We start from the raw sequence: 21296 nt of genomic DNA, 5'->3' as shown, positions 1-21296 counted from the left end.
GCCGAATAGGTTTCTTTTAATTATGTATACAATATACATAACACAATATATTATATTCGTTAAGTATTATAACATTGACCTTGAAACCTCACAACATATTTTTGGTAAAATTCCGTAGATTTATAGAGAAAATCGCATTTCCTTCCCCTATATCTGACATGATTCGTGCATTCAACCAAAAATTCGAGTTTTAATGTCATTAAATATCACATAAAGTCTCAAAAGGCCTGCCTTCTACACTTTGCGTGAAGTCAGCTTCGCTTGTGTAAACAGAAGCAAATAGTCGTGTCCACCGGCTTTGGAGTCAGTGCCTGACATATTGAAGCCTCCAAATGGATGGACACCTACAAGCGCCCCTGTACATTTGCGGTTGATGTACAAATTCCCGCAATGGATCTGCTCCAGCGCCGTTTCAATACGTCCTTCGTCAGTTGAGAAGAATGCTCCCGTCAGGCCAAATTCCGTATCGTTATAGATGCGGATCGCATCCTGCCAATCCTTGGCTTTGGCGATAGCCAGTACCGGTCCGAATATTTCCTCCTGCATAACTGCCGCATCAGGCTCCACGTCCGAGAACACCGTCGGCTGAATGAAATAACCGCCTTCCGGTCCGCGTCCTCCGCCAACGAGGAGCTTTCCTTCCGCTCTGCCCGTCTCGATATAGTCCAGAATACGCTCGAAGGAGCTCCGGTCGATAACAGGACCTATTGGCGCGTTATCCTCAGGACTGCCGATGGCCAGACGCCCTGCCCTTTCCGCGATTTTGCCTGTCAGTTCGTCATAGACGGATTCCACGATAATGGCACGCGAGCCCGCGGAGCACTTCTGTCCCTGAAAACCAAAGGCAGACGCTACAATGGCATCAGCCGCAGCATCAAGATCCGCAGTCTCATCCACAACGATCCCGTCCTTGCCTCCCATCTCCGCTACGACCCTTTTGATCCAAATTTGCCCTTCGGATTGTTCGGCAGCCAGCTTGTTTATGCGGAGCCCTACTTCTTTCGAGCCTGTAAAGCTGATAAATCGGGTTTTGGGATGGCTTGTCAAATAATCGCCAATTTCCGCGCCGCTTCCCGGTAAATATTGAATGACATCGGCCGGGAATCCCGCCTCCACCATCAGCTCGTAGAACTTGTAGGCAATGACCGGCGTCGTGGAAGCAGGCTTCATAATGATCGTGTTCCCCGAGACAACTGCCGCTGAAGCCATTCCCGCGCAAATCGCAAGCGGAAAATTCCATGGCGGAATGACAATGCCTACCCCAAGCGGTATATAATGCAGCCGGTTATCCTCGCCGGTTATCCCTACCAGCGGCTGTCTGTCGTTGGTTTGCGCCAATTTGACCATTTCTCGCGCATAATACTCCATAAAATCAATCGCTTCTGCCGTGTCCGCATCAGCCTCCGCCCAGTTCTTGCCTGATTCCATGACCAGCCAGGCCGAAAACTCATGCTTGCGCGCGCGCATCTGGCCCGCTGCCTGAACCAGTAGTACCGCCCGTTCCTCTGCAGGCGTTTGTTTCCACAATTCGAATGCCCCCAGCGAAGCCTGCATCGCCTGTTCGGCCTGTTCCCGGCTCGCCTTGCTCACCGATCCGATTATCTGGCTGGTATCCGCCGGATTCATTGACAATATCCGCTCGGACGTCATTATCGCTTCGCCGCCAATATGAAGGGGATATTCCTTTCCAAGCTCCAACTTCACGCCTGCAATCGCCTCCGTGATGGCCCTGCGGTTCTCCTCCTTGCTGAAATCCGTCAACGGTTCATTGACGAACGGTGCAAACAACTCATTTTTCGGCATACTGAAATCCCCTATTTCCACATATTTTTTAATACAAACCAGACATTCGCAGGCCTCTCCGCCAACCTGCGCATGAAATAGCCGAACCAGTCTCCCCCATAGGGCACATAGATCCTGACTCTGAAGCCCTCCTTGGTCAACTGATTCTGCAGGTCTTCGCCGATTCCGTACAGCATCTGAAATTCAAAACGATCCTGATGAATATCATTTGCTTTTATCCAGGCAGCAGACGCTTTAATAACTTCCCGGTCATGGGTGGCGATTGCCGCGTATCCGCATTAACGCTTCCATCCGCTGCCCATCTTCCGTGCTTACAGGATTCGCTTGCCAAGCAGAGAGGAAGCCAGCTCCACCGCAAGACGTGCCGTACGCCTGTCATAATCAAGGAGCGGGTTCACTTCTACGATGTCCATCGATGTAACCCTCTGCGATTCCGATAGCAGCTCAAGCGCAAAATGCGCTTCCCGGTAGTTCAGCCCGCCCGGCACAGGCGTGCCGACTCCTGCCGCCTCCTGCGGATCAAGACAATCCATATCAAAGCTGAGATGAATGCCGTCCGTTCCATTCCCGGCAATTTCAATGGCTTTCTTGACGACCGTCTCAATACCCATCCGGTCAATCTCATGCATGGAGAAAACAGTAATTCCTTCCGAGCGTATAAGCTCCCTCTCGCCTGGATCAAGATCCCTTGCCCCGACGATGACAATATTCTCCTTCTTGATCAGCGAGCCTGCGCCCGGAATATCCGTAAGCTTAAAATTGGATTTTCCGATAGCCACTGCGAGCGCCATCCCGTGCAGATTTCCCGAGGGTGTCGTTTCCTCTGTGTTCAGGTCGCCATGCGCGTCGAACCAAATGACGCCGAGATTGTTGTAATGGCCCGTCAAGCCTGCAAGCGAACCAATGGCGACGCTGTGATCTCCGCCCAGAATAAGCGGGAAGGAATCATTAATGGCAGCGCGGTACACCTGTTCACCAACAAGGCCGCTCATTTCCATCACTTCCGGAAGATATTTTATTTTGGACGGCGTTCCTTGCGAAAACGGTTTAATCGGACAATCGACCTCATGTTCACTCTCCAGGTGAATATCCATACTGCGGATTTTCCGCACAAGCCCGGCTTTAATAATGCTTTCGGGACCCAGCTCCGTTCCGGCGCGGCCGCTTCCCAGCCAGAATGGAACGCTGATAAGCCTCACTTTCTTGTGTTCACTTCCAGAGCCTTGCTTCTGCGAATTCATTGAAGGCCGGTTCAGGTTCAATTCCATCGTAATCTCACTCTCCTTATGGCTTGAGCATGTTCAGCTTCAAGTTTATGATTTAAGTCAATACATGTTCGATACGTTCCAGGGCCCAGTCAATCTCCTCTTTCTCAATGGTCAGGGGAGGGGCAAAACGGATGGTCGTCTCATGGGTCTCCTTACAGAGCAGTCCATGCCGCATCAGCTCCTCGCAGAACGGCCGGGCTGCCTTGTCCAGCTCGACTCCGATAAATAATCCCCGTCCACGGATTCCCCGGATATGCGGGCTATTGATCGCAGTAAGCCTTTCGGCAAAATAGCTGCCCAGGGACGCCGAGCGTTCAACGAGCTGTTCCTCTTCCAGAACCTCAAGAGCCGCAATGGCCACTGCGCAAGCAAGCGGATTGCCGCCGAAGGTCGAGCCATGCGAACCCGGCTCGAATACGTCCAATATCTCATTGCTTGCGGCAACGGCGGAAATCGGCATTACGCCTCCCCCCAGCGCCTTGCCCATGATGTACATGTCCGGTACGACCGATTCCCAATCGCAGGCGAAGCGCCGCCCTGTTCGTCCGAAGCCAGTCTGGATCTCGTCGGCGACAAACAGAACCCCATGCTCGCGGCACAGTTGGCTGGCTTGCGACAAATATCCGGCAGGAGGAATTACAATTCCCGCCTCTCCCTGAATAGGCTCAACCAGAAATGCAGCCGTATTCGGCGTTATCGCCTGTTTAAGCGCATCGATATCCCCATAAGGAACAAGCTTGAAGCCTGGCGTGAACGGTCCAAAATCCTTCTTGTACTCCTCCGAAGACGAGAAAGAAGTGACTGTAATGGTGCGGCCGTGAAAATTACCCGCGCACACGATGATTTCCGCCTGATCCTGCGGCACGCCCTTATGCCGGTAAGCCCAGCGCCTTACAGCTTTGACCGCCGTTTCCACGGCTTCCGCCCCCGTATTCATCGCTAGAACTTTCGGTTTCCCGGTATAATGGGCAAGCTTCTCGTAGAACAAGCCCGGCGTGCTGCTGTGAAAAGCCCGGGAGGTCAGTGTTACTTTATCTGCCTGCTCCTTCAGGGCCGCTATGATTTTGGGGTGGCGATGACCTTGATTCAGCGCCGAATAAGCGCTCAGCATATCCATATAACGGTTTCCTTCAGGGTCCTCTACCCATACCCCGCGCGCATGTGAAATAACAATGGGCAGCGGATGATAATTATGTGCCCCGTAGCGATCCGACAGCTCCATTACGGCCTGTGATCCCTTGGTCTCCATCTGATTATTAGCCCCCTTGTATTATGTATACAAAATACTATATTCATAGATTTCTTCAAAAAATCCCGGATTGCGGCATCACTCTCCAGGATTATGGCAAATCTTCAGCTATGTTAAAATCAAAGCACCTTGGACAAAAATTCCTTGGTCCGCGGGTGCTGCGGATGTAGAAGCACTTCCTTCGGAACGCCCTCTTCCACGATTTTCCCGCCATCCATAAACAACAGCCGGTCCCCCACTTCCCGGGCAAAGCCCATTTCATGGGTAACGATCGTCATCGTCATGCCGCCCTGCGCCATCTGCTTCATGACATCCAGCACTTCTCCGACCATCTCCGGGTCGAGGGCCGAGGTCGGCTCATCGAACAGCATAACATCCGGCTGCATCGCAAGCGCACGGGCGATGGCAATCCGCTGCTTCTGTCCGCCTGACAGACTATCCGGATACGCGCCGCGCTTTTCCTCCAGCCCCACCCGGCGCAGCAGCTCAACCGCAATGCCTTCGGCTTCCTTTGGGGACATCTTCTTGAGCTTCCGCGGCGCAAGCGTCAAATTGTCCATTACGCTCATATGCGGGAACAGATTGAAATGCTGGAATACCATCCCCATCTTCTGGCGGATTGCGTTCAGATCCGTCTGCTTGCCGGTAACCCTTCTGTCCTCGAACAGAATTTCGCCGGAAGTCGGTTCTTCCAGCCGGTTCAGGCAGCGCAGAAACGTGCTTTTGCCGGAGCCGCTCGGACCGATGATGACGACTACCTCGCCCTTGCGAATCTCGGTATCGATGCCCTTCAGGATCTCATTTTTTCCAAACGACTTGCGTAATCCCTGTACCTTGATCATTGGTTTCTCAGCCTTCTTTCCAACGCGCCCAGCAGCTTGGACAACGTGAATGTCATGACAAAGTAGATTGCAGCAGCTACTAGAAGCGGCTCCATCGGCTGGAATATAACACCTTGAACCGTTCTTGCGCTGTACATCAGCTCTGCAATACCGACTGAAGAAATCAACGAAGAATCCTTAATGATGACAATAAATTCATTGCCGATCGCCGGCAGCATATTGCGAAAAGCCTGGGGGAGCACGATCAGACGCATCGTCATGCTCCGCGTCATTCCAAGCGACCGTGCCGCCTCCGTCTGTCCTTTGTCAATCGCCTCAATACCCGCCCGGAAGACCTCCGCCATATAGGCGGCACTGTTGATGGTCAAAGTAACAATACCGGCAATAAAGGGAGACAGGTTTATACCGAATTCCGTCAGACCATAATAGATGATAAATACCTGCACCAGCATCGGCGTTCCCCGGATAATTTCAATGTAAGCCGATGCCACGAACTTCAGCGACCAAATGCGCGAAATGCGCATCAGAGCAAAGCCCACGCCAAGAAAGGTTCCGAGGAGAACGCCGAAGAACGACAGCTGGAGGGTATACCAGGCGCCATGCAGATAAGTCCGCCAGTGGTCCGCCAGAAATGAAAAGTCAAAATCCATTTAACTTCGACTCCGTCCGTTCGTTATTCCCCGACAAGCTCATTCGCTTCAACGACGAAACGATCAATATCGCCGCCATCCTTCAAACGTTTAATCGTAGCGTTAATGCTGTCAACAAGCTCTTGGTTGCCTTTCTTAACCGCGATTGCCGCTCCGGCTTCTTCCGCAGACTGTTCAATCTTCACGTCAGAGACGATTATGTCGGATTGTGTCAGAACATATTGGTCCGCAACGGGTTTCTCAAGGATAACCGCGTCTACGCGTCCGCTCGTCAATTCAAGAATAATTTCCGGAATTTTGGCCAATGATGTAAGCTTTGCTCCCTCAATCTCTTGGGCGATCCCTTCTTGAATAGATCCTTTTTGAACGCCGATTTTTTTGTTTTTCAAGTTATCCAGCGTTTTATATTGCTCGGCCTGATCCTTTTTCACCAGAATGCCTTGCTCGGCCAAATAGTAAAGATCAGAGAAGTCCACATTCTTCTTACGCTCTTCCGTTGGCGTCATACCTGAGATAACCATGTCCACCTTGCCTGTGTCCAGAGCCAGCAGCAAACCGTCAAAATCCATATCCGAGATTTCCAGCTCCGCATTCATATCCTTGGCAATTTCGTTGGCAATGGAGATATCGAATCCGACAATGGTATCTTTGCCGTCAATCGTTTTATGAAATTCATATGGGGCATAGTCGGCGCTTGTTCCGAGTACAATCTTCGTTTTCTCTTCTGTTGGGGCAGGAGCGGCATTACCACCGCTGGCATTGGTCTCTCCGGAAGCATTTCCGGAAGTATTTCCGTTCCCGGTTCCATTTCCGTTCTGTCCGCAAGCGGTTAGAACTACCATGACCGTAACCAGCAATAACAGCATCTTCTTCATTCTCTCATCTCTCCCAATCTTTGTTTGGCTCTGCTCGATATGTCCCCCGTCAGGCTCAACAATTAAATTTGTATACAATATACATTGCACAATATACGCTGTTTACGTAAACTATTATAACACCAGTCTTTTATGTCCACAAGATAATTTTTCACCCCTCCCATTAGCAGGATTTACAACGCTTACAATGTTATGATACCTTACATATAGCGGGGGCAAGGTTGCTTGAACAACTAGGAAAGCAATGATAAGATATAGGTAAATATTGTTTCATCCCTTCCATCTTTCGACCCAATTACCTATAATTCGATTAAATGCTCCTTTAGCGGGAATTGGGTATATTGCTTCTTGACAGCATAATTGGTTCTTGCAGATCCATGTGCGTTTTCCATAGAAAATCTCTGCTAAATGATATCCATAATAACCTAGACTGTTGGATGAAATCTTGTGGAGAGACTTATCTCGGTCGAAAAGGAGACTGGCATGCAAGCGCCAAAATATCAATCACTCAAAGATCATGTGTACAATTACATTGCCCAAAAAATACAGGACGGCACGCTGCTCCCCAACCAAAAAATCAATGAAGCGGAGATCTGCAAGAAGCTGGATATCAGCCGTACTCCGACACGGGAAGCTTTATTTCAGCTGACTTCCGATAATCTGCTGGAGTATCTGCCCCGCAGGGGCTTTACGGTAAAAGCCTTTGATTCCAAAAAAAAGCTGGATTTCTCGCGCATTATCGGCACCCTGGATGCACTTGCCGCCACACTTGCCGTAGATCATCTGCAGGAATCCGAACTTATTGAGATGGAGAAGCTCGTGAATAAAATGGATCATGACATCAACCGGCTTGATTTCACCGATTACCATGCGGACCAATACCAATTTCATGAAATCTACACCCATAAATCCGACAATCCAATATTGATCGATATGCTGGTATCCCTGAAGAACGGCTTCGTCCGGCAATCATACTCCAGCGAAGACAAGAAGAAGCTTGCTGCGGTAATGAATGAGGTAAACTCCGAGCACCGCAAAATCGTCGAGCTGCTCCGCCTCAAGGATAAGGAGCAGCTGGAATGCACCCTGAAATACCACTGGCGCATTATCGATACTGATATGCTGTGATGATCGGGACTTGATCTAATCCCTTATTCCGGATAAAAAAATCGAAAACGCAGCCTCTCTTGCGCAGAGAGGGCTGCGTTTTCTTTTCTCCGATAGCGGCTCCCGGGTATCATTACCACCAGGTAAGGCTCCTAATCTGATGCCGGCCAGGCTTTCATCGCATGTCCTACAACCCGGTTCAGCTTCTCGCGGGAAGCCCCGCTGGCTGCTTCTACAGCCAAACCAAAGAGTACCGTTGAAAAGTAATGGCCCAGATCTGCAGTATCGGTGCCGTCCGGCAATTCGCCTTCATCCTCAGCACGCTCAATGCGCAGCCGGATCACAGCCTCAGTTGCCGCACGGCGCTGAATCAGTTCCTTACGGATCGGCTCCGCTTCCTCTCCGCAGGAAAGCGCACCGTGAACAGTCAAACAACCTGGCGGGTGGCTGTCCTCCGTAAACGTTACAATCGCACCGTACAATGCTTTCTCTATGGCATCTCGCCCTTTCGCTTCACGAAGCGCCACCAGAAAATCACCCGATGTTTCATCCACATAAAGATCAACAACTTTATAAAACAGTTCCTCTTTGTTGCCAAAAGCGGCGTACAAACTGGGGCGGTTGATCCCCATAGCTGACGTCAGATCAGATAACGTCGTGCCCTCGTAGCCCTTCTCCCAGAACAAATGCATAGCTTGTTCCAACGCTTCCTGCATATTAAACGCGCGGGGACGTCCCTTGGCCATTGCAAGCTCCCCCTCACTGATTTTATTTTTGTACCAATGAGTAAATTTTATTGGATATCCGTACTTATGTCAAGGATGTCAGCGTGGATCAGAAGCTGTGACGCCACTCTTAAGAGAAATCCAGCTTCCTGAAATATTCCATTTTGCTATTAATGAATCCATTGTCAAAGTCGGCCGCTCCTATAAATTTCGATTCACTGAAGCATAAGCCAAAGAGCCAGAGCTGTCGAAGCGCAACAAATATCGGGACGGCTTTCACGTCATTCCCACTGATTGGCCTGATGTCTCTGTAGCCGTTTAAAAAGGCCTCCCAAAGCCCTTCCACTTCATCTTTATCGTGTCCGCTATGTAGCCGCAGGAAACAAATTCACTTTTACCCCGCCTTTTTAAAATTGCATATCCGTCCATAACTATACCATATTCTGGCGGGCTGACTTCCTAAATTCACCTTCCCTCCAGACGGACTGTCCGGTCATTCTTGCGGTAATCGAGCGGCGTTAAGCCGACATGCTCCGAGAACAGCCGGGAGAAGTATCGCGAATTCGGAATACCAACGCGCTCAGCAACCTCATACACCTTCAAATCCGTCGTTCTCAACAGCCCTCTCGCCTGATTCAGACGGACCTCCTGGACATAGTCATGGAAGCTTTGCCCGGTTTCCGTGCGGAAGAGCGCGGCGAACCAGCTGGGGCTCAGACTCACGCGCCTCGCGGTCTCCGCCAGTTCGATCTGGGCATAATCGCTTGCTATCAAGGAAATGGCCTTACGGATCTCCGTGCGCATATGTCCGGGAGATGAAGAAGAGGGGCGGCACTGAAGCAGCCTGTCGGCGGTTTGTCTTGCTGCACCAATTAAAGCGGAAGCATGAAGCGCCGTCTCGGCCGCCTGCTTGAATCTCTCCGGCAGCGCTTCGCTGCCAGTCTCCCCAAGCTGCTCCCACCCGAAGGCTTCCAGCTGCGCATGAATGGCCTGTGCCATCTGTCTGACCTGGCCTGGCGCAGGCCGGCACGTTGTACCGATCTGGTCCGCCCACTCTCTTAGCAAATTTCCGGCCTGAGGGCCGTCAACCTGGCGGGCGGCATTGCCCATTTCCGCCAGCAGCACACGGAAGCGCTCCTGCGGAAAACATGTGAAACCAACAGCCTCCTCTTCCCTGACAATTTCTCTTGAAGGAACATAGAAGCCCCTGTCGCATAGTGCCAGCCCCTGCTGATACGCGCGGGGCAATTCACATGGCCTGTGATAAACCGGACCGGCAGCGACCACATAATCGCCGAAACCCGGGCTGCTGTGAAGCTTTTCTTCGATCCGGCTGCACTGCCTGCTGTACCATCCGTAGAAGGAAGCATCATTTTCACGCTGCGTGGAATAGAAATACAAGCACCAAGTGTCCGGTGTCATCCGAACCGGAAGGTACCTCCTCTCTTGATCCCCCTCCCCCTCCTCATGCCCGAACAGCTCCTCTGACCACGCCTCCTGAAGCGGCAGCGCCGTCCGGATAACGGCAAGCGCATAAACGGGATGGACAAAGCCCGCCTGCTTCAGGCTCAGCAGCATATGCTCCGAAGGGAACAACAACAGCTCCTGCAGCTGGATGCGTACAATAAGCTCGGTCTCTACATGCTCTTTGCGAAGCAAAGCAGCTGTCCGCTGGAGGGTACCCACAAACTCTTCCTCGCTGAGCATCACCTTCGTCAAATAATCCCCCGCCCCAAACCTCAGCGCCAGCTGTACCTTGTCAAAATCCTCATAACAGGTCAGCAGCACCACCTTCGGCGGGGAGGGCTGCTGCTGAAGCTGCCGGAGCAGCTCCAGTCCGTCCATAACAGGCATGCCAATATCCGTAACGACAATATCCGGTTTCAGCCGTTTCACACATTGGAGCGCCTGAAGCCCGTTCTCCGCTTCACCCACAATTTCGAAGCCGCGCGAGGCCAGTTCAAATCCGCGAATCCGGCGGAGCGCAAGCGGTTCATCATCAACCAGCAGTAATTTGACGGTTTGGTCCACCTGGTCCATCCTCCGTTTCAATCATCCTCAGTCTGACGGTCACGATCGTGCCTGCTGCTGAATCGCTCTCGATCCATAATCCGTATCCGTGGCCATAGTACAGCTGTACCCGTTCGTGCACATTGCGGAACCCGATATGATTGCTGCTGCTTTGAGAAGCGCCGTCTGCCCCGACTCCTTTTCTCAGCAGACCGTCGATCTTCTCCTTGCTCATCCCTACACCATTATCCGCGACGATGATTTCCAGATCCTTGCCCGATTGTCTGACCGTGACCGACAGCTTTCCCTTCCTGTCCACGAGAGGGCGCAAACCGTGAAAAACCGCATTTTCCACAATCGGCTGCAGCACCAGCTTCAATACCGGTACAGCGGCAAGCTCCCGGGACGGATCTTCCACCGCGAATTCGAAGCGGTCCTCGTAACGGACGGACTGGATGTACAGGTAATCCTTCACATAGGTCAGCTCTTCGTCCAGCCGCCGCAGAACATGGGTGCGGTCCAGTCCGTATTTGAGCAGGCGGATCAGGACCGCCATGACGCGGTGGATATCGTCCCTGCTTTTGAAATCAACCATAATATCGATCGTATTGAGCGTGTTGTACAGAAAATGAGGGTTGATCTGGGAGAGCAGCATTTGAAAATCTGCCTGCCTCTTCTGCTCCTCCGTCTGCTTCAGCGTCACGATCAGCTCTTGAATGGTGCGCATCATCCGGTTGAATTCCCGCGCCATTTCCCCGAATTCATCCTGCCGCGCAACCTCGAATTGATGATCCAGATGGCCTGTGGCAATATGCCGGATGCCCTTGGTAAGCGAAGTAATGGGTTTCGTAAACCACCAGGAGACGCCGATATATAGAAAAATAAGTCCTGCCGAGCCAAGCAGCAGAATCATGATCGCGAATTGAACGATCGGCCTGTATTTATTTTCGAGCGTCTTCACATCGCCGACGATGACAACCTTCCAGAACGGAGCCTGATTCATGTCGGAGATGACGTAATATTCCCCGTTTTGCTCAAAGTTCGCCTTGGCCGTTGAAAGCGTTTGCGTATTTCGTTCTGCGTATTCCAGCGTTTCATAGCTGTTGCGCGCTACAATCGTGATGGAATAAATCAGCCTGTCATTGCGGTCATAAAGCAGCGTGCGCGTGTCATAGCTGCCGGCAAAAGCGGCGCTCCGCTGCACGATGCTGGTCACGTCGGTAACAAAAGCCAATACCCCTTCCTGTTTGCCGTCCTCATCAATAACCTGCTTGGTTACGATGCTGACGAGGCTGTTCGGCCCCGTTGAACCCATGGTTGATGTGAACGGCTCCGACCAGACGACGCCATTCCTGGAATCCGTGCTTTGTCCCCGGATAACGCCAATTTCCTTCTGTCCGAAGCTGTCCCAGAAATACTCCGGATATCCGGCAATCAATCCGTCATGGCGAAGATAGACAACGCCCCGGACCAGCTCCGGCCTTGTCTGTGCAGCAGCCTCCATAGATCGGATCCAGTCCGCCGGCCCCTTCTCCCCATACAGGATGTCATTCTCAATGCCAAGCACATTGAGCACCAGATCATTCATCTGGCTCTCCATTAACCTTACCGACTGCACGACCATACCGTTCAGAGCGCTGTCCTGCGTCTGACGCAGAAAGGACGTTGTATTGGACTGCGCGAGCAGGATGACTGCCGCCTCCAGAATGAGACTCGGCATAATCAGCCAGATGAGCAGCTTGGTCCGCGCCCCGATTCGTCCGCTTCGCCGCATGGCCTGCACCTTCTTTCCTTCAGACTGACACCGCCGTACAATCAAAGTATACCTGCCGCCGCCCGGTGGTCAAGGCGTTGGCAGGTATCCATAGAAGTCCGATGATAGAGTCAGCTTTGCAGGAGGAACCGGTCAAGCACCAGTCCTCTGAAAGTCCGGTGATTAACTGGCGGAGCAGGGGGAAATGCATGAGCAGCCGGATTTTTTCATCGGACGTTTAAAGTATGCACTGATTGTGCCTGGTCCGATAAGACTTCAGACTACGGCTTCTCTACCCCCAGCTGCCCGGCAGCCTGATCAATCAGCATCTGGCCGCCTGCCTTCTTCCATTCCTCCACATATTGATCCCAGTCATCAAAGCTCCGTTTGCCCAGCACGAAGGAAATCTCATTTTTCTGCACAAAATCCTGCAACCGGTTCGTGGTTGGCCCATCCAAATTGAGCAGCATATCGTAATTGGTCACACGCGGATATGCCCGGACTTCATCCTGGTATTTGTCGCCCGGTTCGTTATACGGGAATTCGGCGGAATACTTGTGACGCTCCCAGATGAGCGTATAACCGACCGATTGCCAATCCATCATGCCCTTGAGCTCAGGCTTCATTTCGTTCTGCAGCTTCACCATATCGGAATCATAGAAATAAGTGCCGTCGTCATTCTTGGTCACCTTGGTGTAATCCGGCCAAATTTCCGGTCCGCCTCCCTGGTTGCCGACCCAATAATATTTGTTCGGATACTGCACCGCATCCAGGAAATGCGCAATTCGTTTCATTTTGCCGGGGTCGTCGCCAACCTTCTTCGAGACAATGATAATGCCTCCTGGCGTACCGCCCGGTCCGAGCTTGCCTTCAGCATTCATGTCTGAGGTGAGCGGCGGAATCGGCGCCCAGTTCTTCATCGTATCCGCATTGTTCTGCGAAGCGGAGTACTGCTCCTGCAGCAGGTTCCAGCCTGGATAGTTGACCATGCCGATTTTGTTCTGGAGGGTATACGACTTGAACTGCTCCCATTGAATCGTATACCAATCCGGCGCCAGCAGCTTATTGTCATTGAGCTTCTTGGCATATTCCAGGAATGCCTTCGTTGTTCCGTCAAGCATCGGATGATTGATTTTGCCATCCTTCACATTCCAGCTGCGATGACCGAACATGTCGATGAGACCGGCCATCATGCCCCAGCCCTGTCCCGCGCCGGCAGCGCCCATGAACCAGGTGTCCGCCTTGCCGTTGCCGTCCGGATCCTGCTCGGTGACCGCCTTGGCGTAAGAGAACAGCTCATCCGCCGTCTTCGGCATTTGCATGCCCAGCTTGGCGAGCCAATCCTGGCGGATAAAGTTGCCCCATACATCCGGGAACGTCGGCAGACGCGGGATCCCGATCATTTTGCCGTCGTCGGTTGCCCATTTTCTGTATTCCTCCGTCACATATTTCATCATTTGCGGCATGTAGGGAAGCATCTGCGTAGCGTCAAGCAGCTGATCCTGTTTGAAAAGCGCCTGGGCGACCGGTCTGTCGCCCAGCAGCACCACGTCCGGCGCGTCGCCCGACGCGAAGCGGACATTGGTCTTGTTGACCAGATCCTCCTGCGCCAGATTCGTGAAATTAATCTTCACATTGAAGGTTTTCTCGTAGAATTCCTTGATCATATCCTTGGTAGCCGGCTGATTAATAAAGCCCTGAAGCATAATGTCGATCGTATAGGATTTGCTCATATCGTCATACGCATAGCTCTTGTCGTAATCGACCGGAGTGGGGACATCCGGGAATGCTTCGGGATACTTGAGGTCCTCCGGCTTGACTATACCTTCTTCAGAAGCGCCGCCTGCCGCGCCCTCATTGCCTGTTTCATTTTCCGGTTTATCGCCGTTTCCAGTGGTTTCGTCGGTCGTGCCAGTAGATGTCGAACCGTTATTCGAATTGCTGCTGCATGCTGCCAGCAGCAGCGTCAGAACAAGCAGCAGCGAGATCGTGATGGCGGTTGTTTTTCTGAACATGCCATATCCCCTTTTCATTCGTAAAATAGTGGTTGTCATCTATGCCAAGAAGCCCGCGGTGCTTCACCAGCAACTAATTATATGAATGGGCGCCTTCGCAAATCAGCCTTTAACGGCCCCCATGTAAACACCTTTCACAAAATACTTCTGCAGAAACGGATACACCATCAGGATGGGCAGCGTTCCCACGATAACCGTAGCCATTTTCATCGACTCCGGCGTTACGGCGCTTCCGTTGATTATCAGCGACTGCATCGCATCGCCTGAAGCGGCTGTCAGCATATTTTTGAGAATAAGCTGCATCGGGAACAGGCTTGCGTCATTCAAATAGACCATCGCGTCAAACCAGCTGTTCCAGTGGAAGACGATATTGAACAGGCCGATGGCGGCCAGTGCAGGCGCAGCAAGCGGAATGACGATGCGCACAAGCATCTGCAGGTCGCCAGCCCCGTCAATCTTGCCGGCCTCGATCAGCCCATCCGGCAGGTTCTCGATGAAGATCTTGATCACCAGCAGGCCGAAGCTGTCAACCAGATAAAGCAGAACAAGCGACCACAAGGAATCGATCAGCCCCAGCTGCTTGACGACCAGATAGGTCGGGATCAGCCCGGCATTGAAGAGAATCGTCGAAACGACGAGGAACAGCATAATGGTGCGGCCGGGCAGCGTGCGGACCGACAACACATAAGCGCCGACGACCGTCAGAAGAAGCATCAGACCGGTGCCTGCCACGCTGCGGAAGATGGATACCCCGAAGGACTTCCAGATCAGCGGCGACGAAAGAATACGCTCATAAGCGGCGAATGTCGGATCATGCGGAATGATTACAAAGTAGTTGCGCCGCATCATTTCCACCTGACCGGTGAGCGACATGCCAAGCACATACAGGAGCGGAAATACCGCCGATGCCACGATGAGAATGACGATGACATGGATTATGATCTGATAGGTTCTCTCCGCCTTGGATTTATACATGCTTCGTCCTCCTCAGGATTGGTGCAGAGCTTGCAGGGCAGTTTGTATATCTGCGGCGGCAGACGGGCGGAATCAGCAGCAATCCGGCTTGTTTAAGGACTACCATATGCCGCGCCCGGACAGCTTTTTGGCAAAATAATTGCAAATCACAACCAGCGCAAGCCCAATCACCGATTGGAATAATCCGACAGCGGTAGCCAGACTGAACTGGAGTCTCGCCAAACCTTCACGATACACCCAGGTATCGATGACATCCGCCGTATCGAATACGGCATCATTGTAGAACAGCAGGATTTGCTCCCCTCCGGCATTGAGCAGAAACCCGAGATTGATGCACAGCACGAAGGTCATGACCGGCATAATGCTTGGTAGGGTGATATGCCGCATGCGCTTGAGCGGACCCGCTCCATCGATAACCGCCGCTTCATACAGCTGGGCATCGACAGTCGACAGCGCAGCCAGATAGATGATGGTGCTCCAGCCGATTTCCTTCCACAGCGCGGAGCTGATCAGAATGGGCCGGAACCAGGAGGAATCCAGCAGAAACTCATGACGCTCGAAGCCGAAGGCCTGCAGCATATTGTTAATGAAGCCGTATCCTACCGAGAAGAAACCGAATACGACGCCAAACACGATGACCCACGAGAAGAAATGCGGAATATAAATCAGAGTCTGCAGCCATTTTTTCAGCCGCTTGCTCATCATGTCGTGGAACATAATGGCCAGTATAATCGGAGGGAGAAAGCCAATGACCAGCCGCAATACACTAATTTCGACCGTGTTGCGGATGACACCGGGAATTTCCTGCGACAGGAAGATATCCTTGAAATTCTGCAGGCCGATCCAGGGACTGGCGAAGACGCCCGAGCCCAGCTGCAGATCCTTGAACGCTACCACCCAGGCGAGTAGTATCGGCCAGTATTTGAATACGACGAAATAGGCGAACACGGGGATGAACAGCAGGTATAGTGTCCGATGCTGCTGTATGCGTTTCCACAATGAGGTTTTAAGCCGGCCCCCTGCAAGCTTGGCGCCTGCCGGTTGCGCTGCCGGTGCTGCGATCGCGGCTCTCCCCGTCTCGGGCTCTATCTTGGACATTCGATATGCCTCCCTTGCATTTGCTGTTCATGATAGCGCTTTCTGTTTTATTCTAACATGTCTGTTTTGCCGAAATGTTCATTGTGTGATTGAAAATGTATACGGTGGAACTTTTCATAAAAAATAGCACCTCCCGGAGAGGTGCTATCAGAGATTTTATTGTTGTCTTTGGAAACAGCAACAATCAGGTATAATAAAACAAAGCTGAATTTTCCGAAAATCCGAGAGGAGCAAGCCCATGGAAAAATCACCTCAACAGATCCACGAAACGCAGGCAGCCCCTGAGATCCTCTATCAAGAAGGATATGTGGACGAGAAATTGCTGCCCATCCAAAGAATTGAAGGAGGCGGGCCGCCCAAACAGGTTAGGATGCAGAACCTGCCGGTTCCCATACGAATAATCGGCTACTGTTTTTTTGGAATACTTGTGTGCATGATGATTATATCGCTGGTGGTCAGTTTGTTCCGCTAGCTCCTGCTTCGCTTTTTAATCCTCTTTCAGCAGCTTCCCGGGGTACATTGAATTCAAAGGGCTCTGACGAGAGCTTGAAGTCTTCTCGCTCTCCGCCGCTTAACTCAACCGAAAAAGACGCTGTTCCTACCAGTTTATAACTTCCAGGAGTGTCGATCTTGATCAACCTCTTCCCGCCATTAAACGCGCTGCTGTCGGGGTTGTAAACGGCTCCTGGCTTTAATATGCCCATTATGCCGATATCATTTGTAAGCAAGGCATTAATAAGCGGTTTGTTCTGTTCATCATAGATTTGGACCTGAATCAGTGGCGAAGCGTGCAGGAGCTTTATATTATGCCTGGACTTATTTGTCAATTCCGCAACAACCTCAATATTCTTGTTGATTTTCAACGTTTCGTCCATCACTTTTACTGTTACCTCGAAATCCTCCTCTTTGGGAGCTTGCCCGGATTGTGCCTCAGGCTCCGCTTCCGAAGCCTGGCTGCCAGATTGTTTTTGATCTGCCTTCACACTGCCGGCGTTCGACGGCGGAGCAGGGTCGGGAGCTGTTCCAACGTCGATCATGTTATTCCCGCATCCGGACATCAATAAGACAAGTGAAAGCAATATAAGCATTCCTATTCGCATATACTTGCGCCCCCTTTATAATGGCAAATCGGGTGTTTATTATTCATGTTAAAAACGTGTTCTTTCCAAATTTTGTTGCATCCTGGAGCTCAGGAAAAAACGGCTCACCATGAACCGGATAGGAGCAAAATCAAGCCGCTTATGGCTCCTTGACTCCTTCATTCTAGTCATCGACTGGTATTCACGCGGGGCAGCGGCATGAGGAATTCGCTCCAATTAAGAGCTTGACACGCGCCGCGGACTTAACGTATAGTCGAACTACAACTTTTATGAAGTGTCACTCTTACAGCGGAAGCACCGGTAAGAAAAGGCGTTCAGCCTTTCTTGCTGGTGCTTTTTTTTGTTGTCCTTATGGGCGCTGTCACCGCTATAAGCGCAAGCAAGCATGCCTGCCGAGGGACTATTCTGGCTCCTTGGCCATAAAATTTTAGGGGGTATTGTATTAATCATGTTAAAGAAAATGCTGATTCTGTTATTAACCGCAGGGCTTCTATTAGCCGTGCCCAATGCCGTCATGGCAGCAGCCTTCAAATTGTCCGCCACCGCCAAGACCGCAATGGATAAGCTTGCCGCCTCGGACAAAACATCAGGCGGTAAAATAACCAGCCAATACAATGAGCTGCTGAAGGTGCAGGCGGAAACAAGCAAGACCGAGAGCGCGGTTACCCTTTTGCACAAGGCCAACAGCGACGCGGAAGCGCTGGTCCGCAAGCAGATCACGGCTATCAACGCCGTTAAACGAAGCCAGCTGGAGGAGCAGGTGAAGCAGACCCGGGATAAATATGAGCCGCTCTTCACCATGTATACGGCCCTCAACAAACAAATCTCAGCGGCACGCGCCTTGAACAGCAAAACATACAGCTCCATCCTCCGCTCCCAGGCTGATATCGTTCAATCCGCCGTACAGCTTGCCCGCGCCGATATCAAAATCAAGGAATCCGCGTTGAAGGCCGTCAAGGACAGCACCTCGCAGACAGCAAAAAAAATCCGCGCCACCCTCGATGAGGCGGATCCCCTGAGAGCGCGCATCTCAGCGGAGAAAAGCGCCATGTCCACCCCCAAGAAGCTGATCACCGAATTTGGCAAAAACCTGAACCAGGCGATCAAACAAAAATCAGCAGGCGGCGTGCTGGCTTCGCTTAATTCCATGGTCACGACAGCGCGCCAGCTCGGGGAGCAGAACAAAAAAATTCTCGATCTGGAGAAGAAAGTATCCGACGTGATCGCCAAAGCCAAAGGGCAAATTCCCAAGCCATAATCCGCTCCCTTTCACAGATTGGCTCGCAAAAGCACTTTGTTTATCGAACGGACACTACCTTTGTCGTCCATGCAGGGAGAACCTGTACACAACACGAATACCCTATAACTAAGCGAAAACGGGGTGATCGTAATGGATGTTTTAAAGACGAAGGATGCAGCATCAGCGCTCGGAGTCAGCCAGACGACCGTGAAACGATGGGTCTCCATGTTCCCTGCCCATTTCATAAAAGACCGGTTTGGACATTATATTTTTACCGATCAGGATATCTCACGGTTGCGTTATATGAAGGAGAGGATCGATCAGGGGGAAAATCTCGATCAGCTTGAACTGGAAAGTGCGGCCTGTAAGGAAGCTGTTGAACCCGAATCCGTTATGGACAGCGCGGCCGGGTATAGCGATGAGGTGCTGCTCCGCATTCAGCAGGTGGAGCACCTGCTTTCGCAGAAAGCCGATGATGTCGTGTCCATACAGGTACTGCAGCACCGCAAGGAACTTGAGGATCTGAACCGGGTTGTAAATCAGCTCATGGAATCTGTTCAACAATTGGAGAATAAATGGACCAGATCTCGCCCGTTGGACAAGGAGATCCATCTGCCGGATCTTCAATCCCACCGCAAAAAACGCAGCCTTCTGCGCTCATTGTTTCAGCTTTGGTAAATCTGGTGCCGGACAAGCGGACGCGAGGAGAGAAGACCGCCGTGAACCGGCGGTCTTCTCTAGCATGCGTTATTGGGGTTGTTCAGCTCATCGGTTTGGTCAACGTGATCGATTGGTCCGATTTTTGATAATGGACATCCCAACCGAGCAGTTCGCCAATGAAGCGGAGAGGAATGGCTGTACGGCCATCCTTCACAATGACTTTCGTGCCAACTGATTTATTAACGCCGTTAACGGTCATATAATCCTTGCCGACCCAGAACTTCAGCACGTCCTTGTCGGCTTTCACTGTAATCATTCCGGTTTTGGCATCGAATACCGCTTCGGCGCCGATCCCGTCGCTTAGAAAACGGAGCGGGATGAATGTAAGGCCGTTCCATACGAAGGGAGTCGTATCCATCTGCGAGACGATACCATTCAGCTTCAGTTGTTTACTGTTTACCTTCATCCAGATCGTAGTCGCGGCAGGTGACGACGGCACAGGGTTTGGATCCGGAGGAGTGACAGGCATATTTTCAGCATACTTTTCATTAAATTGGAGAACAATCGCACTGCTGAGCGACTTGCCTATGCCAAACATGAATTTGAACCCTTCGCGGCTTGTTTTGGCGGCACCTTTATAATTGCCTGCCGCATATTGATCGAACACCTGCTGTACCTGGCCTTCATGCTTGCGCAGCGCCGCCTGTCCCGCAGCCAATGGCAGATTCTTATTGGTGGCGGTATCCAGGAAGGCAGCCAATTCGGTCGTGCTGTCATCGATTCGCGACTTTATATTCTCCAGATTCGGAGTATTTTTGTTTTTCACAGCGTTCACATAATCGCTTTGGGCATTAAGATGATTAATGACCCAAATTTTCTTAAATGCAATGCCGTCAGCGGCACCATATACAGATGCCATGGCCACGTTCAAGTCCTCGGTATTGGCGGCTTCCGCAATAAGTAAAGCATCGGATGCGCCTCTTGTATCGAACTGCTCCTGCATTTGCAACGCAGACAGCGCAAAATGCTCGGATAACAAGCGGCTGAGCAGGGATCTCAGATCTGCTGCTTCTGTGTCTGCACGAGTCTGCTGATATTTATCCGGCATTTGGGCTGCGATCGCAGAGGACAGGACTTTGCTGAGCTTGAACACCTCATAAATGCCTTCACGGTATGCCTTGTAAGCATCCTGGTAATCTCCTGCCGCATACTCATCAAAGGCTTTCTGAACCTTATTCTCATGAAGCTGGAGCATCTCTTCCGCGGTCTTTCTCGGGAGCTTGGCGGCAGTGACCGCGTTCAGGAAAGCGGCAAATTCCTTAACAAACTTCGCCGTTTCTCCTTCCACCTTGCCGCGAAGCGCTTTGTCATTATTACGGGAGGATTTAATCAGGTCATTGGTGTATGTATTATGTTCACGGAAGATGCGTACGAATTCAGCCGCCCGGGCAGCCCCATAGATCGAAGCAATCACAGGCTTCATATCCGTCACGTTCTGGTCCAGCGCTTGATAAGCCTCTGCCGCGTCCTTGGATTTGCTATAGCCTTTGGTCAATGCATTGACCGCCAGAGTGAAATGTTCGGAGAGCAGGTAATCCAGGGTTGCCCGGAGCTCGGCTGCCGGCGTGTTGACCGATGCCTTCACAGGGGTAACCGGAGCGGCCGCGTTACTTGTAATTGCAGGCAGCAGAAGGGATAAGCCCAGCACGGAAACAAGCAGTTTCTTCATTTTCAAAATCGTTCACTCCCACTTTATCATTGGTTTTTGACTCGTTCTTGATTCATACTGATAAGTTATAACGCCCGCCTGCCTGTCTTGAATCACAGGATTAGCCGGGTCGCGAAAATAAAAAAGCAGCATAATCGCAGGCTGCATTTCATCTACTGTAATCATACTTCAACTGTATGCGTATAGCATGAATATAA

The 21296-nt window shown here is 51.5% G+C and carries 18 protein-coding genes and 1 pseudogene; 4 read left to right on the top strand and 15 right to left on the bottom strand.

Going from position 1 to position 21296, the window contains the following annotated elements:
* Nucleotides 1-234: 234 nt before the first annotated feature.
* From pruA to AC0YOA_RS16380, 7 genes and pseudogenes are all read right to left on the bottom strand, one after another.
* Nucleotides 235-1803: an L-glutamate gamma-semialdehyde dehydrogenase gene (pruA, locus tag AC0YOA_RS16410; protein WP_475787503.1), complete on the bottom strand. Its 1569-nt coding sequence runs from the start codon at nt 1801-1803 to the stop codon at nt 235-237.
* 11 nt (nt 1804-1814) lie between these two features.
* Nucleotides 1815-2075, bottom strand: a pseudogene (locus AC0YOA_RS16405) (proline dehydrogenase family protein); the annotation flags it as partial.
* A gap of 39 nt (nt 2076-2114) precedes the next feature.
* Nucleotides 2115-3071, bottom strand: coding sequence for an arginase (rocF, locus tag AC0YOA_RS16400; protein ID WP_379113766.1), 957 nt, complete (start codon nt 3069-3071; stop codon nt 2115-2117).
* Nucleotides 3072-3123: 52 nt separating this feature from the next.
* Nucleotides 3124-4320 carry an ornithine--oxo-acid transaminase gene (locus AC0YOA_RS16395; protein ID WP_475787502.1) on the bottom strand — a complete coding sequence of 399 codons (1197 nt, stop codon included), beginning with the start codon at nt 4318-4320 and terminating at the stop codon, nt 3124-3126.
* Between the two features lie 119 nt (nt 4321-4439).
* The gene (locus tag AC0YOA_RS16390; protein WP_475787501.1) at nt 4440-5162 is read right to left on the bottom strand and encodes an amino acid ABC transporter ATP-binding protein; all 723 of its coding nucleotides are present in this window, start codon (nt 5160-5162) and stop codon (nt 4440-4442) included.
* Nucleotides 5159-5812, bottom strand: a complete 654-nt coding sequence (locus AC0YOA_RS16385) for an amino acid ABC transporter permease (RefSeq protein WP_475787500.1) — start codon at nt 5810-5812, stop codon at nt 5159-5161. The genes AC0YOA_RS16390 and AC0YOA_RS16385 overlap by 4 nt, the downstream gene beginning before the upstream one ends.
* 23 nt (nt 5813-5835) lie before the next feature.
* Nucleotides 5836-6687, bottom strand: a complete 852-nt coding sequence (locus AC0YOA_RS16380) for a transporter substrate-binding domain-containing protein (protein ID WP_210044981.1) — start codon at nt 6685-6687, stop codon at nt 5836-5838.
* A gap of 483 nt (nt 6688-7170) precedes the next feature.
* Here AC0YOA_RS16380 and AC0YOA_RS16375 point away from each other — a divergent pair, with 483 nt between their 5' ends.
* A complete protein-coding gene (locus AC0YOA_RS16375; RefSeq protein ID WP_475787499.1) occupies nt 7171-7815 on the top strand; it encodes a GntR family transcriptional regulator in 645 nt (214 codons plus the stop codon).
* 131 nt (nt 7816-7946) lie between these two features.
* Here AC0YOA_RS16375 and AC0YOA_RS16370 read toward each other — a convergent pair whose 3' ends face one another.
* The 6 genes from AC0YOA_RS16370 to AC0YOA_RS16345 all read right to left on the bottom strand — a co-directional run bounded on the left by AC0YOA_RS16370 (nt 7947) and on the right by AC0YOA_RS16345 (nt 16370).
* Nucleotides 7947-8540: a TetR/AcrR family transcriptional regulator gene (locus AC0YOA_RS16370; protein ID WP_475787498.1), complete on the bottom strand. Its 594-nt coding sequence runs from the start codon at nt 8538-8540 to the stop codon at nt 7947-7949.
* A 444-nt stretch (nt 8541-8984) separates the two neighbouring features.
* Nucleotides 8985-10550: a response regulator gene (locus AC0YOA_RS16365; protein WP_475787497.1), complete on the bottom strand. Its 1566-nt coding sequence runs from the start codon at nt 10548-10550 to the stop codon at nt 8985-8987.
* Nucleotides 10519-12303, bottom strand: a complete 1785-nt coding sequence (locus tag AC0YOA_RS16360) for a sensor histidine kinase (RefSeq protein WP_475787496.1) — start codon at nt 12301-12303, stop codon at nt 10519-10521. Before AC0YOA_RS16360 ends, AC0YOA_RS16365 begins: the two co-directional genes overlap by 32 nt.
* A gap of 260 nt (nt 12304-12563) precedes the next feature.
* Nucleotides 12564-14297 (bottom strand): extracellular solute-binding protein, encoded by a 1734-nt coding sequence (locus AC0YOA_RS16355; protein WP_475787495.1) that lies wholly within the window; start codon nt 14295-14297, stop codon nt 12564-12566.
* 102 nt (nt 14298-14399) lie between these two features.
* Nucleotides 14400-15272 carry a carbohydrate ABC transporter permease gene (locus AC0YOA_RS16350; protein ID WP_210044987.1) on the bottom strand — a complete coding sequence of 291 codons (873 nt, stop codon included), beginning with the start codon at nt 15270-15272 and terminating at the stop codon, nt 14400-14402.
* Nucleotides 15273-15371: 99 nt separating this feature from the next.
* The gene (locus AC0YOA_RS16345; RefSeq protein WP_475787494.1) at nt 15372-16370 is read right to left on the bottom strand and encodes an ABC transporter permease; all 999 of its coding nucleotides are present in this window, start codon (nt 16368-16370) and stop codon (nt 15372-15374) included.
* A gap of 238 nt (nt 16371-16608) precedes the next feature.
* Here AC0YOA_RS16345 and AC0YOA_RS16340 point away from each other — a divergent pair, with 238 nt between their 5' ends.
* Nucleotides 16609-16842 (top strand): hypothetical protein, encoded by a 234-nt coding sequence (locus tag AC0YOA_RS16340; protein WP_475787493.1) that lies wholly within the window; start codon nt 16609-16611, stop codon nt 16840-16842.
* Here AC0YOA_RS16340 and AC0YOA_RS16335 read toward each other — a convergent pair.
* Complete coding sequence (locus AC0YOA_RS16335) at nt 16826-17470, bottom strand: hypothetical protein (RefSeq protein ID WP_475787492.1); 645 nt, start codon at nt 17468-17470, stop codon at nt 16826-16828. The two genes, AC0YOA_RS16340 and AC0YOA_RS16335, sit on opposite strands and share 17 nt — an antisense overlap.
* A gap of 448 nt (nt 17471-17918) precedes the next feature.
* Here AC0YOA_RS16335 and AC0YOA_RS16330 point away from each other — a divergent pair, with 448 nt between their 5' ends.
* Both AC0YOA_RS16330 and AC0YOA_RS16325 read left to right on the top strand, forming a co-directional pair.
* Nucleotides 17919-18728 (top strand): hypothetical protein, encoded by an 810-nt coding sequence (locus AC0YOA_RS16330; RefSeq protein WP_475787491.1) that lies wholly within the window; start codon nt 17919-17921, stop codon nt 18726-18728.
* A 132-nt stretch (nt 18729-18860) separates the two neighbouring features.
* Nucleotides 18861-19388, top strand: a complete 528-nt coding sequence (locus AC0YOA_RS16325; protein ID WP_475787490.1) for a MerR family transcriptional regulator — start codon at nt 18861-18863, stop codon at nt 19386-19388.
* A gap of 82 nt (nt 19389-19470) precedes the next feature.
* Here AC0YOA_RS16325 and AC0YOA_RS16320 read toward each other — a convergent pair whose 3' ends face one another.
* Entirely contained in the window at nt 19471-21099 is a 1629-nt protein-coding gene (locus tag AC0YOA_RS16320) for a copper amine oxidase N-terminal domain-containing protein (protein ID WP_475787968.1), read from the bottom strand.
* Nucleotides 21100-21296 lie beyond the last annotated feature (197 nt).

It is taken from the genome of Paenibacillus sp. JT22N12, from assembly GCF_056269365.1.
The sequence above is the reverse complement of the archived record's forward strand: the minus strand, read 5'-3'. Positions and strand labels throughout refer to the sequence as shown.